At 63.7% G+C, this 13,454-nt stretch carries 11 protein-coding genes; 6 read left to right on the top strand and 5 right to left on the bottom strand.

The features are described 5' to 3' along the window. Positions 1-508: 508 nt before the first annotated feature. A complete protein-coding gene (locus tag SE91_RS19685; RefSeq protein ID WP_061848765.1) occupies positions 509-1,483 on the top strand; it encodes a magnesium transporter CorA family protein in 975 nt (324 codons plus the stop codon). Positions 1,484-1,654: 171 nt separating this feature from the next. Here SE91_RS19685 and SE91_RS19680 read toward each other — a convergent pair whose 3' ends face one another. Both SE91_RS19680 and SE91_RS19675 read right to left on the bottom strand, forming a co-directional pair. Then, positions 1,655-2,281 carry an alpha/beta hydrolase gene (locus SE91_RS19680; protein ID WP_061848764.1) on the bottom strand — a complete coding sequence of 209 codons (627 nt, stop codon included), beginning with the start codon at positions 2,279-2,281 and terminating at the stop codon, positions 1,655-1,657. Further along, complete coding sequence (locus SE91_RS19675) at positions 2,278-3,216, bottom strand: ring-cleaving dioxygenase (protein ID WP_061848763.1); 939 nt, start codon at positions 3,214-3,216, stop codon at positions 2,278-2,280. Before SE91_RS19675 ends, SE91_RS19680 begins: the two co-directional genes overlap by 4 nt. Before the next feature lie 128 nt (positions 3,217-3,344). Between SE91_RS19675 and SE91_RS19670 the strand changes: the two genes are divergently transcribed. Further along, positions 3,345-4,259, top strand: coding sequence for a LysR family transcriptional regulator (locus SE91_RS19670; protein ID WP_061848762.1), 915 nt, complete (start codon positions 3,345-3,347; stop codon positions 4,257-4,259). Here SE91_RS19670 and SE91_RS19665 read toward each other — a convergent pair. Continuing rightward, entirely contained in the window at positions 4,242-5,174 is a 933-nt protein-coding gene (locus tag SE91_RS19665) for a LysR family transcriptional regulator (RefSeq protein ID WP_082813764.1), read from the bottom strand. The genes SE91_RS19670 and SE91_RS19665 overlap by 18 nt on opposite strands. 106 nt (positions 5,175-5,280) lie before the next feature. On the opposite strand from SE91_RS19665, the gene SE91_RS19660 reads away from it, so the two are divergent. The 3 genes from SE91_RS19660 to SE91_RS19650 all read left to right on the top strand — a co-directional run bounded on the left by SE91_RS19660 (position 5,281) and on the right by SE91_RS19650 (position 8,480). After that, a complete protein-coding gene (locus SE91_RS19660; RefSeq protein WP_061848761.1) occupies positions 5,281-6,384 on the top strand; it encodes an HlyD family secretion protein in 1,104 nt (367 codons plus the stop codon). A 17-nt stretch (positions 6,385-6,401) separates the two neighbouring features. Further along, entirely contained in the window at positions 6,402-7,508 is a 1,107-nt protein-coding gene (locus tag SE91_RS19655) for an FUSC family protein (RefSeq protein ID WP_061848760.1), read from the top strand. A gap of 495 nt (positions 7,509-8,003) precedes the next feature. Beyond that, a complete protein-coding gene (locus SE91_RS19650) occupies positions 8,004-8,480 on the top strand; it encodes a hypothetical protein (protein ID WP_060735631.1) in 477 nt (158 codons plus the stop codon). A 170-nt stretch (positions 8,481-8,650) separates the two neighbouring features. On the opposite strand, the gene SE91_RS19645 is transcribed toward SE91_RS19650, so the two are convergent. Both SE91_RS19645 and SE91_RS19640 read right to left on the bottom strand, forming a co-directional pair. Next, a complete protein-coding gene (locus tag SE91_RS19645; protein ID WP_061848759.1) occupies positions 8,651-11,344 on the bottom strand; it encodes a hybrid sensor histidine kinase/response regulator in 2,694 nt (897 codons plus the stop codon). Continuing rightward, positions 11,341-12,384 (bottom strand): ABC transporter substrate-binding protein, encoded by a 1,044-nt coding sequence (locus SE91_RS19640; RefSeq protein ID WP_061851213.1) that lies wholly within the window; start codon positions 12,382-12,384, stop codon positions 11,341-11,343. The genes SE91_RS19645 and SE91_RS19640 overlap by 4 nt, the downstream gene beginning before the upstream one ends. Positions 12,385-12,672: 288 nt before the next feature. Between SE91_RS19640 and SE91_RS19635 the strand changes: the two genes are divergently transcribed. Next, positions 12,673-13,410, top strand: a complete 738-nt coding sequence (locus SE91_RS19635) for a hypothetical protein (protein WP_061848758.1) — start codon at positions 12,673-12,675, stop codon at positions 13,408-13,410. Positions 13,411-13,454: the final 44 nt, after the last annotated feature.

Genomic DNA, 13,454 nt, shown 5'->3' with positions numbered 1-13,454 from the left:
CCTCGCCTGAGCACTCCCGAGCCAATCACGCCGAATATTGATCACCAAATAAATGTGCTGCTTGTGGTCACATCTCGATGGAGACGGTGTGGACGATCGCTAGCTCTCCTCGATACAAGTTGGCGTAAGCTATAACTGATACGCCCTGATGGGCTAGGTGGGCGCACCGAAGATAATGAGCGCAGTTGCTGACATGCACCTTACAGATCACGGTTTGGACCTGAGTCACGAACCGAGCAATCAGCCTTGGTTGATTTGGGCGGCTTCAACATCTTTGCGATCAACGCGGGCCGTGTCGCGGTCCGCGAACACCCGCATTCCCATGAAGTTCTCGTCTGGCCTAAGCGGATATTCGCCGACACGCTGTCCGCTTGGGTCGGGATGCGGACTTCGCCCGAAGCTGAACGCAGCCGCGCCGCAGGGACATCGAACGTTTGGAGCCTTCATGCGTTAATCCTCGGATGGCGGCCGGATGCACCCGTGAAGCCGCCGCCACGGAGTTCTATTCTTGCTCAAACTGTACAGATGGCCGTCGGACGACTGGCGGAACATCGGCGCGGAGATGCCCTCAGAGATCATCTGGGCCGATCTCCTGAATGCGACCGACGAGGAGAAGCAATTCGTCGAGCGGCTGCTTGGCATCCGCATTCCCTCCGAAGAGTCTCTCAGCGAGATCGAGGCGTCGAGCCGTCTGATCCACGATCGCGGTACGCTCTACCTCAGCTCGCCGGCGGTGCGGTTGACGGAGGACAGCGAGGCCGAGATCACGCCGGTGGGATTCGTGATCGGCCCTCATGTGCTGGTCACGGTGCGGTTTGCCGAGCTGCCGATCTTCGACGAGATCGGCAAGCGCATCGGCTCCGATGACAGCCTGGAGAACGGCATGTGCGTGTTCACCAGCCTGCTAGAAGCCATGATCGACCGTGGCGCCGACGTGCTGGAGCATCTCGGTGCCAGGGTCGATACGCTCTCGCGGGGTGTTTTTAGGGGCGGGCTCGTCCGCACCCAGCGTCCGGTCCGTTCCAGCCGCAGGATGCGTGAGGCGCTGGAGAACATCGGCGAGCTCGCCGATCGATTGGCCAAGGCGCGCGATGTCCTGCTCGGGGTCGGCCGCGTCGCCTCGTTTGCCGGCGATGTCGGGAGCGAGTGGATCACGGCCGGGTCGAAGACGCGCCTTCATGCCGTGTCGAAGGACGTGGCGTCGCTCAGCGATTACGAGACGCGCCTGTCCGACAAGATCCAGCTGTTGCTCGATGCAGTGCTCGGCTTCATCAACATCCAGCAGAACGAGCTGTTCAAGATCCTGACGATCGTCTCCGTGGTCGGCGTGCCGCCCACGATTTTGGTCGGCTTCTGGGGCATGAACTTCAAGCACATGCCCGAGCTGGACTGGACGTTCGGCTATCCGCTGGCTGGGCTCGCGATCATTGCCAGCGGCGTGCTGCCGCTGATCTGGTTCAAGCGGCGCGGCTGGTTCGACTGAGAGGCGGCTTCGTAGGGTGGGTTAGGCTCGCGGCTGCGCGAAGCGCATCCGCGAGACGTAACCCACCATCTCCTTTTGCGCGATGACCGGAGCGGTGGGTTACGCCTTGCCAACTGCGCTTTGCGCAGCCGCAAGGCTAACCCACCCTACGCATTGTCGTTGCTCGTCAGATCATGCGGCCTTGGCATCGACGCTGCCGATCCAGTCGCGGGCCAGCGTTACGTCGGCTTGCGACAATTGGTGGCCCGCCGGCAGGACTCTGTGGGTCACGCGCGCGCCCGCTTGCGAGAGCACGGCCGCAAGCTTTGCCGAGTTGCTGGCCGGTACGATCGGATCGGCCTGCCCGGACAACAGCAGGACCTGCTTGCCCCCAAGGTTCGCTGTCGGCGGATCCGACAACGGCACCATGGCGCGCAGCAGGATTGCGCCGGCAAGCACGTCCGGCTCCAGCAGCAACAGCGCCGCGGCGATGTTGGCGCCGTTGGAGAAACCGACCGCTACGGGCGCGGCGATGCCATAGCGCTGCCGCGACTCGTCGACGAACTCGCCGAGCTCGCGCGCGCGGCGGCGGACGTCGTCCTCGTCGAACACGCCTTCGGCGAGACGGCGGAAGAAGCGCGGCATGCCGTGCTCGAGCACGCGGCCGCGCGGCGAGAGCAGGGCGGACCCGGATGAGATCATCCGGCCGAGCCCGAGCAGGTCGTTCTCGTCGCCTCCGGTCCCGTGCAGCAGCAGGAGTGGAGGAGAGCCCGCGGTGGTCGCGGGCTCGAAGCGATGGATGAATGCAGTTTCGGTCATGACGCGGTCTCTTCCAGGTTCGGCAGAACGCCCTCGATCTGCTTGCGATGCTGTTCGAGGAAAACAGGCAGCTTCAGGTCGCGGCCGAGGCTCGCGACGGGTTCGTCGACCGCGAAGCCGGGGATGTCGGTCGCGATCTCGAACAGCACGCCGCCCGGCTCACGGAAGTAGATGGAGCGGAAGTAGTTGCGGTCGCGCTGCTCGGTCGGGTGCAGGCCGTGATTGCTCACGAGCTTTTGCGCCATCTGGCCCTGCTCGGCATCATCAGCCGCACGGAAGGCAATGTGATGCACCGAGCCGCCGCCCTGATGTCCCCTCAGAAAACCCTTGGCCTCATAGATGTCGACGACGCTGCCTTGGGCATCGCCCGGCGCCTTGAAGCGGATCACCGAGCCTTCGCGTCCGGTCTCCCTGAAGCCGAACACGTCGGTGAGGACGGCAGCCGTTTTCGCTGCGCTGTCGAGCAGCAGGGTCACGCCATGGAAACCACGGATCGCATGCTCGGCCGGCACGTCGCCATTGCTCCAGCCGGGCTCGTTCTCGGCACCGGGAATGCCGACCAGCGCGAGCGCCATGCCGTCGGGATCGGTGAATGGCAGCACCGACTCGCCAAACCGCTTCTCCAGCGCCTCGTAACGAATGCCCTTCTCGGTGAAGCGCTGCGTCCAATAGCCGAGCGAGCGTTGCGGCACGCGGAAGGCGGTCTGATGGGTCTCGCCGACGCCACGGCGACCTGCGGAAACGCCCGCCCAGGGGAAGAAGGTCAGGATGGTGCCGGGGCGGCCGGTCTCGTCGCCGTAATAGAAGTGATAAGTGCCGGGATCGTCGAAATTGACGGTCTTCTTGACGAAACGCAGGCCGAGATCCCGCGTGTAGAAGCCGAAGTTGCGGATGGGGTCGCCGGCGATCGCGGTGACATGGTGCAGTCCAGACATTGTCGTCCTCCAGATTAGGGAAGTGGTCTTGCTCTGGCCGGAAATATCGTTCCGCTTTAGATTGGAGACAATCCATGCAAATATGACGGCTATGTCTACGAATTGGAAACAATCGCCGAGGCCGGCCCTTGGATAAGGTCGCCAGCCTGCGGGCCTTCGTGAAAGTGGTCGAGAGCGGCAGCTTTGCCGAGGCCGGCCGCCAGCTGCGGCTGTCGCGCTCCGCGATCAGCAAATACATCGCCGACCTCGAGGAGAGCCTCGGCGTCCAGCTCCTGAACCGGACCACAAGGCACGCCAGCCCGACCGAGAACGGCCAGCGCTATTTCGAGCGCGCGGTCGTGATCCTCTCGGAGATCGAGGCGGCCGACCAAGCGGTGACACAGGCCCAGTCGGCGCCGCGCGGACTGCTCCGCGTCAACGCGCCGATGTCGTTCGGCACGATGCGGCTCGGGCCGGTGCTCGCCGATTTCATGGCGCGTTACCCGGAGCTCCAGCTCCAGATCGTGCTCAGCGACGATCTGCTCGATCCCGTCCAGGACGGCTTCGACGTGACCTTGCGGATCGCGGAGCTCGAATCCTCCAGCCTGATCGCGCGAAAAATCATGCCGGTGGCGCGCATGATCTGTGCCTCGCCGGATTATCTCGCGCGTCACGGCACGCCAAGGCACCCGCAGGCTCTGCGCGAGCACGCCTCGCTGACCTACGGCTTCCTGCTCACCGGCAACCAGTGGAAGCTCACAGGCAGCGACGGCGATCACTGGATCCAGCCGGCCTGGTCGCTCTGCGTGAACAATGCGGAGGTGTTGCGCGACGTTGCGATCAGGGGTAGGGGCCTGGCGCTGCTGCCGGAGTTCATCGCTGCCGATGCGTTGAGAAGGGGCGAGCTGCGCGCCGTTCTGAACGACTATTCTGCGCCGCCGCTTTCGCTTTATGCGGTCTATCCGCCAACGCGGCATCTTTCAGTGAAGGTGCGGCTATTCATCGATTTTCTCGTCGAACGTTTCAGCCGCGAGGACGAGGCGGCCTCAGGCCGGCCGAAATGATCCGCGCGGAAGAGTCGGGCTGAGATCTGTCGGCTCCGGTCCTACTTCACGCACCGCCTGAGCAATGAAGTTGCGGACGATCTTCGAGGTCTCGCCACGCCGAAACGCCAGAGTCAGGCGCACGATCGGAGAGTCCCCTTTGACCTCACGATAGGTGACGCCGGTGACGTGAAGCTGGCGCATCGAAGCCGGTACCAGCGAAAAGCCAAGCTCAGCTGCCACCAGGCTGACGACAGAGCTGATCTGAGGCGCGGACTGCCCGAGGGTCGGCTCGAAGCCCGCCCGCCGACAGGCCGCGATGACGGTGTCAACCCACGCCGATCCGCGCGGCGTCAGAATGAGTGGATTTCCCTTCAGCCTGATAAGATCGATTTCGGTCGACTTCGCCTCCGGATGGCTTGCGGGCAATACGACGAGCATCGGCTCGCTGGAGAGACGCCGAAACTGCAGATCGTCCTCGCCCTCATTGGGGCGTAGGAACACCGCGTCCAGTTCGCCTTCCCGAAGGCCCGCAATGAGGCGGAATGTACTCGCCTCCTCCAGCGTCAGATGCACATCGGGATAAGCCCGGCGAAACGATCGGATCGTCGAGGTGACAACAGGATTAAATGGGGCCGAGTTGGTAAAGCCCACTCGGAGCGATCCGATTTGACCCCGCGCAGCCCTTTGAGCGGCTCGAATGGCGCGCTCCGCCTGCATAGGAATGACCTGCACATTCTCCAGAAAGGCCCGTCCTGCCTCGGTCAGTTCGGCACCCTGGGGAATGCGATGGAAGAGCGCAGCCCCGACTTCGGCCTCAAGATCCTTGATCTGCTGGCTCAGCGGCGGCTGCCCGATTCCAACCCGCGCAGCGGCGCGTGTGAAATTTCTCTCCTCGGCAACCGCGAGGAAATAGCGGATGTGGCGTAGTTCCATGCCAGTGCCAAAAGCTATCGAGATCGCCCTTCCTATATATTTGACTGCACGTCGACGGAAATCAAATATCCCTTATCGGGAGCGTGATTGACCTGGACGATCGAAATTGGACCAGAACCTGAATGTCATCCTGAAAGGCAAGTCCATCCCTGAGCCGACGGTCAGGACCAAAGAACCAAGTTTTCCGCTTGCCGCAACTTCGCTGTCGGCGACACCCGAATCTGATCGATCACCCATTGCTTCGCGACGCCGGCGCGCCCTGCTGTTCCTCCTCGCCGTTGCAGTGGCTGTCTTGGCCTGGTGGATATCGGGTTATCTGTTCGCCTACACGGACGACGCATACGTCACGTCCGATGTGCTGTCGATCACGCCGGAAGTCACGGGTCCGATCGCAGCGGTTCTTGTGAAGGACAACGAATGGGTGAAGCGAGGAACACTCCTTTTTACCATCGATCCAGTTCCGCTCAGATTGGCTGTCGAGCAAGCGTGCGCGGAGGAGGCGCGAACTGAGGCTCAGCTGCCGGTCGACCGCGCACAGTTGCAGGTTCTGCAGGCGCAGAAGGAAGCGGCGGGTGCTGCCGAGAGGCTCGCCGCGGCAAATCTGCGCCGTGACACGCCGCTTGCACAGTCCGGTACGATCTCCGTCCAGGCCCTCGAGACGACGCGTACCGCCGAGGAGCAAAGCGCGGCCCAGCAACACGGCGCCGAAGCTGCCTTGCAGAAGGCGAACGAGATGCTCAACCTGGACAAGGCTGCCGTTTCATCGGCCCACGCTGCACGACTTCTCGCCGAATGGCGCCTGGATCGCACCAAAGTTGTGGCGCCCGTCGATGGTTACGTGACGCATCTTGCCATTCAAACCGGCGACATGGTTTCTACGAGCCAAGCAGCGGTTGCGATCGTGGATGGAAACGCCTGGCGCGTCGTTGCAAATTACAAGGAATATTATCTACGGCACCTGCATCCCGGCGGCACCGCCTGGATCTGGCTCGACAGCAATCCCTGGCATCTCTACCGCGCGCGCATCCAGGGTGTTGCGCACGGCATCAGTCGCCAGCGAGGGAGCGAGACGCTCGTCCCTTACGTATCTCCAACGGTGAACTGGATCCGCCTGCAACGACGGATTCCAGTTCGATTCACGCTGCTCGAATCTCCTGGGAGCGACCAGCTCTTCATGGGCGTCGACGCTCGCGTCCTGGTCATCTACTGATTGGAAGAATCTTGACGATGCCGCTCCTGATATCGGTCCTGCGACCCATACCGCGAGCCCTGGTACGTGAGCTCAAATCGCTCGAGCTTCGCGGCCCGCGCGCCAGAGAGGCAGCTAAACGCGTGCTGTCGGTGTTGGTCGCTGTCGCAACGTCATCCGTTCTCAACCTTGATGATCTCTCCTGGGCGGCGTTCAGCGGCTACATGGTGATGCGTGGCAGCGTCGCCGAGACGTTCGAGCGGGGACTTATGCGCATCGTGGGCACCGCTGGTGGAGCACTACTGGGACTCCTGCTGGCGCCCGGGACCGCGAATGACCCTTTGCTGTTGATGGTTTTCCTCTTCATTGTGTCATGGATCGGCATCTTTCAGTCGCTGACGACCAACTACGGCTACGCATGGCTATTCTTTGGCCTTACGGCCGGGATGGTAACCACCGAGGCGCTTGCCTCGCCAGACGCTGTCGTGCATTTCGCAGCCACGCGGGTGGCGGAGATTACGGTTGGAACGGGCATAAGCCTTTTCGTTGCAAGCCTGTATTCGGATAGAGCAGGCCGTAGGGAACAACATGCTCATGACGTGCTCTGGTATGGACGCCTGCATGATGTTTTGAATGAGAACTGGCTGCGAGAGCATTGGCTGCTGCTCGAACACTGTACACGCGCGGCGCTGGCCGTCGCCTTGCTTCCCCTCATCTGGCGGTGGTTCGGCATTGAGGATTTCTCACAAACTGCGATCACATCGTACGTCATCATGATCGTCCCATCGACCGCGGTGGGGAATCGCCGATACGCTACGATCTACGAGAGGATAGCCCACAGGGCGCTCGGATGCCTGCTTGGTAGCGCGGTCGCTCTTGTCTCTATTGGCCTGTTCGGCACGGGATTGCCGGTAACTGTGCTCACCCTCGCTGTTGGCGTGTGGGTCGGGTACCAAATTCAGACCGGACGGGAGATCAACTATCTCGGAACGCAGTTCACGCTCGGGCTTCTCGTCACCCTTGTTCAGGGACCGGCTCCGATCACAGATATTACCCCCGGGCTAGAGCGTTTTGTTGGCATCGCGATCGGCTCCGCCATGCTGTGTATGACGACCTGCGTTTGGCCTTTGGTTCAAGACAAGTAGCGTCTCCGATGGAAGCTAACCGCCTCCTTCCCATGTCGGCCGCCCCTTCGTCGTATGTCCTATCCAGCGGCTGGACATCGCGCATGCAATCCTCGATCACGCTGATCGATGAGGGACACGGTCTAGCCGACCGAGCGCTGCTCGGCTGGCAGAAGCAGGTCGTCTAGCGCTTTCATCGATGCCTGCCGACGTGCGGCGAGTTCGCGGGCGGCACTCTGGCACTCGGTGGGGGACATCGAATCCTCAGCCAGTTCCACTTCGCGGCACCGCTCGAACAGACCCCGGTTAGATACGATTATACCGCAGCGGAAACTTGAACTTTCTTTCCGTGGCTTGGGACTCATATTCGCGTCCCGATTGCGCGCCTCAGGACAGAGAGAATTCAGCCGCTGTCGGGCGTTGCCGAGGGCCTCTCTTCCGTGCCACCGCGAAGAGCCTGGCACGATGAGTAGCCCGCACTTCTCGACTTGGTTTCAACAAGCGCAGGAGGAAGCTATGCGGAAGTCTCTCACCTTTTTCCTTTCTGGCGTGGCATTGGCCGTCGCGGCGTCAACCGCCGTGGCCGGTGAGCGAGTGCTCGAGTTCAAGCTGGTCACGAAGCCACTTGACCTCAAGGTCATAGAGGCCGCAAACGTCGAAGGACAGACGGTCGTGTCCGGGAAATTCTTCGGAGTGGCCGTCTTCAGCGACGGCCGTATCGGCGTGAAAGAGTTCGTCAATAGTTCGGACCTGCTCAAAGGGTCTGGCCCCTTCTTCGGCTATAGCACTTACACGTTCGAGGAAGGCTCGATTACGGCGCGCTACACCGGATCGGCCAAGGACGGCAAATCGACGGGCGAATACACGATCCTGTCGGGCACTGGTGCCTATGCGAACGCAACGGGCACCGGCACAATCGAAAGCGCGCCGAACCCATTCAAGGGCGTCAACCTGCTAAACATAAAGTTGGTCGTAAAAACTTCGGGCTCGTGACAGCGAATGCTGACAGGTCCCGCACGAAGCTAGTCTATCTCTTGGGAAGCGCGTCGGCTCGGCCGGAAACGCATTGCCGGCCGGGCGACCTGCTGAAGAATGGGCTGGCGTCGTGGGATCGATCTTTCGCTCGGCCAGCTGGACGCTTGAGAACGCCAACCTGAGCGAATCTAGCTGACCGATCGCTGATCGGCAGGTTCAAGCAGATCATTCAGCGCTTGCACCGACGCCTGCTGAAGCTCAGCGAGTTCGCGCGCAGCACCTTCGAGATCGGCAGGGGCCATCGCGGCCGCCGCCAGCTCGACATCGCGGCAGCGCTCGAACAGGCGGACGAGGCCGAGCGCACTCGCCGCGCTGCCGAGCTGGTGCGCGGATCGTGCGAGCTGCGTGTGATCGCCGGTCGCTGCCGCCCTGGTGATGTCGTCGATCAGCCTTGCGCTTGTCTCGCCCAGCAGATGGTGGAGCTTGTCGATTTGCGCAGCGCCGAGCAACTCGCGCTGGTCGTCGAGAAAGGACTGGTCGATCAATTCGTCCGCAGCGAGTGGCGTCGCTGCTGGCTCGGCCTGGCGCTCATCCTCGATCGCCTCCCGCAGCGCGTTGATCAGGATCGGCTTGCTCACGACCTTGGCGATCCCTGCGCCGGCGAGCCGCTCGCGCGCATTGGTGGACACGTCGGCGGTCACGGCGATGATGCGCGGCATCCTGGCAAGACCGAGCTTGCGGATCTTTGATGCCGCCTCCACGCCGTCCATATCGGGCATGTGCAGGTCCATCAGGATGACGTCGAACACTCGGTCGCGGGCGAGCTCGATCGCGGACGTGCCGTTCCTCGCGATCGTGGCACGATGGCCGAGCCGCTTCAGGATCGCTTCGCCGACCTCGCAATTGACGGGGTCGTCGTCGACCAAGAGCACGCGGAGCGGCCGCGACGGCGAGGCAGGCGCACCTTGCGCGATGCCGCTCGCCGCCAGAACAAGCGGCACTTCAAGAGTGAACGTGCTTCCTGCGCCCGGCGCGCTCTCGACCGTCAGCTCGCCGCGCATCAGGCGGGTGAGGCGGCGCGCGATCGCGAGACCCAGGCCGGTGCCGCCGAAGCGACGCGCGATGCTGTCGTCGGCCTGGACGAAATCCTCGAAGATCCGCTCGTGCAGGTCGGGTGCGATGCCGATGCCGGTGTCGCGAACGCTGATGCGCAGCAGGACGTGATCATCGTGCCGCTCGGCCGTCGCGCTCAAGGCGATCCCGCCGCTGGGGGTGAACTTGATCCCGTTGCCGATCAGGTTGAGCAGGATGCGGTTGAGCCTGACGGGATCGCCGTGCACGGCGGTGTTGACCGCGGCATCGCAGGCGAGATCGAAGGTCAGCCCCTTGCCGATGGCCTGCGGACGCAGCAGATCGGCCGCGGCCTCGATGAGCTGGTCGAGCCGGAAGTCGCGCGTCTCCAGCGTTTCGGTGCTGGCCTCCAGGCGGGCATATTCGAGCACCGCATCGACCAGCGCGATCAGCGTCTCGCCCGATGCGGCCGCGGTGGCGAGATGGCGCCGTTGGGTCTCGTCGAGGCCGCCGTCATTCAGCAATTGCAGCATGCCCATCACGCCGTTCAGCGGCGTCCGCAGCTCGTGGCTGACGACGGCGAGGAAGCGCGACTTGGTCTCATTGGCCGCGACGGCCGCGCTGCGCGCGCGCTCGGCGGCGTCGTGCTCGGCCAGCGCATGATCGCGCGCCTTCTCGAGCTCGGAGGTCCGCTCGACCACCTTGCGCTCGAGCGTGGCGTAGGACTCCCGCAAATGCGCGGCCATCCGGTTGAACTGGTCGCCGAGCGCCTCCAGCTCGTCACCGGTCTTGATCGCGAGCCGCGCGTCGAGATCGCCGCTGCCGATCCGCTTCGCGCCTTGCGTCAGGATCTGGATCGGCACGGTCATGCGCCGGCTGAGAAAGAGCGAAACCAGCACCGCACCGGCGAGCAGCATGACGAGGAGGAACGTCGAGCGCCCGATCGACGCATAGATCGGCGCGTAGGCTTCGGTGAGCGGCAGTTCGACGAACACCAGCCAGCCGAGCGAGGGCACCGTCGCATAGGTCGACAGCACGCGCTGGCCGGACAGATCCTCCTTGACGAGGCCGGCCGATGGCGGCCCGACGCCGTCGAGCGCGGCGCGCACGTCGGCATGGCCGGAGAGATCGCTCCGCTGCAGCGCCCGCCACAGATCGGGATGCGCGATCAACACGCCCATGCGGTCGACCACATAGGCCTTGCCGGTGTTGCCGACCCTGATCCCGGTGACGAGGTCCCAGATGAAGCGCAGATTGACCTCGGCGACGATCACATCCGGAGCGCGGCCGGTGCCGCGCGTGGCGAGCGTCATGAACGGCTCGGTGTCGCCGAAGAAGTAGACGGGGCCGTAATAGGCCCGGCTTTCATTGGCGCCGCGGAAGGCGGGCGAAGCGGAGAGGTCGGCGTTGCTGCCGATCCTGTCGGCGACGCGACGCGAGACGCGCACCTGCTCCCGGCCTCGGGCGTCGAGCTGGGCGATCTCCGCGATCGCGGGCGAGAGGCGCAGGAGGCGGATGGCGTTCAGCCGTTCGTCCTCGTTGGTGGCCAGCTCCGGGGGCAGGCGGGAGAGCCATCTGATCTGGTTCTCGATCTGGCCGACGAACTGGCCGATCTGAATGGCCGCGCTTGCGGCCTGCTCGCGCTGGGTCGCCGCCAGCAGCTGCTTCTGCTCGCGATAGGAGAACCAGACGTCGAAACCGGTGTTGATGGCGAGCGCGGCAAAGGCGAGGGCGACGATCGAGTAGAGATATTTCCTGAACAGCCGGCCCGGAGGCGTCCGCAGATGTCCCTGGTCGGCCGTCTCGCTCACTCGCGGATCTCGTCGGCGCGCGCGAGCAGCGGGAAGGGGATTGTCAGTCCCAGCGCACGGGCGACCGTGCGGTTGATCAAGAGCTCGTATTTCCGCGGCGATTGCACCGGAAGGTCGCCGGCCTTGGTGCCGCGCAGGATCAGGTCGACGTAATCGGCCGAGCGCACTTCGAGCGTCGGCCCGTAGCTCATCAGCCCTCCGACATCCATGAAATAGTGGAACGGGTAGATCGTGGGCACGCGGTATTTGTCGGCTGCCGCGACGACCGCCTTACGGTGGACCACGAGGAAGCTGTCGACCAGCGCCACCATCGCGGCCTTGGGCGGTTCGGAGAAGCGCCTGACGGCGTCGTCGATCTCAGCGGGCGCGTTGACCGGCGCGGGGATCGCGGACACGCCGGATGCGGCGGCTTCCTGTTCGATCGATTCGAGGAAGAAGCGCCCGCCGCGCGGCGTGGTCGCGGGGTTGAACAGGATGCCGACCCGCGCGACATCTGGCACGGCCTCACGGATCAGCTGAAGCCATTTGCCGCCCATCTCGGCGGTGCTGTTGGTGAAGCCGGTGACGTTGCCGCCGGGATGGGCGAGGCTTTGGACGAAGCCGTTGCCGACGGGATCGTTGGCGGTGGCGAACACGATCGGGATGGTCTTGGTGGCGGCAAGGACGGCTGCGGTTTCGACGGTCGAGCCGGTCAGGATGACGTCCGGCTTGAGGTCGAGCAGCTCCTGGATCGCCGCCTTCAGCCGCTCCGGCGGGCCAAAGGTCGAACGGAGCTCGAGGCGGAAATTGACGCCTTCGACCCAGCCTCGCTGCCGCAAGCCGACGATGAGGCCGCCCAGGCGCGAGGTCGCGCTGTCGATCATGCTTCGCCTGGTCAGCTCGTCGTCGAGCGGCAATGCCGTCAGCGAGCCGACGATGCGCATGCGATCGTCCGTTGCGCCGAGCGCGATCCATCCCGCGGCCGCTGCGCCCGCAAGGCGTAGGACATCGCGGCGGGCGACCGCCGGCACAGTGTGGGCGCGAGCGGGCCGCTCGATCATGAAATGCTTCGCAAACTTTCCCCAGTCGGTTGCATAACGCGAAAGGCTGGTGACCACAATTGATCAAAAAATGCGCTTGTGAATGTTCATTCGCAGCGTTTGGCAGCCCGATACCGTATGGCTTTGCTGCCAGAGAGTCGCTGTTTCGAGCTTTGTCTTCTCCGTGACGCTTAATAACGCCTTGCGGCGCTGCAACAAATTCCGTCCGGTTGCGAGACTGTTCGGAGAAGCCGATTTCGATGCCGCTGATTTTTGAAGCGTTCTTTCAAGTTGTTTCGAAGGTTTTCGATGCGCAAAATCTATCTCGTTCCAGCCCTCGTCGGCCTGCTCACCTCCGTTGCAGTCGGGCCGGTCGCGGCCCAGGGCGCCGTGCCCAAGCAGAAGGCCGCACCGGCCTCCAAAGCCGCTCCCGCCGGGACACCGGTTGCCGCCGGTGCGACGTCGGCGGCCGCAACCGAAAACCCAGCGGCTGAGGACAAGATCAAGGCGATCGACGGCTTCCGCTCCGCCAAGTTCGGTATGAACGAGGCCGACGTCCGCGCCGCGATGGCCAAGGACTTCAACCCGAAGCCCGACGCGATCAAGATCCAGGACAACGCGTCCGAGCTGACGCGAAGCCTGCTGCTCTCCGCGCCGGAGCTGCTGCCGAACGGCGGCACGGCCGAGCTCTCCTACGTGTTCGGCTACAAGTCGAAGTCGCTGATCCAGGTCGGCGCGGTCTGGTCGAAGGGGACCGACGCGGCGATGACGCCGGAAAAGCTGTTCTCCAACGCCAACATCCTGCGCGCCCATTTCATGGGCGAGGGCTTCAAGCCCGACTCCATCGCGGTCAACATGCCCGTCGCCGGGGGCATCGTGATGTTCCGCGGCAGCGACGCCAAGGATCGCTCGGTGATCCTGCTGCTGCAGGGCACGTTCGAGACCAAGGAGAACAACCGCGTGCTGACGCCGACCAGCCTGCTGCTGTTCTACGTCGCCGACGCCAAGAGCCCCGACATCTTCAAGCTTCCGCCCGGCCAGTTCTGATGCCGGACGATCGCGACATTCTCCCACCCGGTCGTGGATCGGCG

This window comes from Bradyrhizobium sp. DOA1, from assembly GCF_001593325.1.
Taxonomy (GTDB): domain Bacteria; phylum Pseudomonadota; class Alphaproteobacteria; order Rhizobiales; family Xanthobacteraceae; genus Bradyrhizobium.
This window is presented reverse-complemented; position numbering and strand designations above follow the sequence as displayed.

Excerpts from the sequence above, each read along its gene's own strand:
- SE91_RS19680 (WP_061848764.1), bottom strand. The coding sequence starts at position 2,281 with ATGACCGAAACTGCATTCATCCATCGCTTCGAGCCCGCGACCACCGCG.
- SE91_RS19675 (WP_061848763.1), bottom strand. The coding sequence starts at position 3,216 with ATGTCTGGACTGCACCATGTCACCGCGATCGCCGGCGACCCCATCCGC.
- SE91_RS19665 (WP_082813764.1), bottom strand. The coding sequence starts at position 5,174 with ATGGAACTACGCCACATCCGCTATTTCCTCGCGGTTGCCGAGGAGAGA.
- SE91_RS19655 (WP_061848760.1), top strand. The coding sequence starts at position 6,402 with ATGCCGCTCCTGATATCGGTCCTGCGACCCATACCGCGAGCCCTGGTA.
- SE91_RS19650 (WP_060735631.1), top strand. The coding sequence starts at position 8,004 with ATGCGGAAGTCTCTCACCTTTTTCCTTTCTGGCGTGGCATTGGCCGTC.
- SE91_RS19640 (WP_061851213.1), bottom strand. The coding sequence starts at position 12,384 with ATGATCGAGCGGCCCGCTCGCGCCCACACTGTGCCGGCGGTCGCCCGC.
- SE91_RS19635 (WP_061848758.1), top strand. The coding sequence starts at position 12,673 with ATGCGCAAAATCTATCTCGTTCCAGCCCTCGTCGGCCTGCTCACCTCC.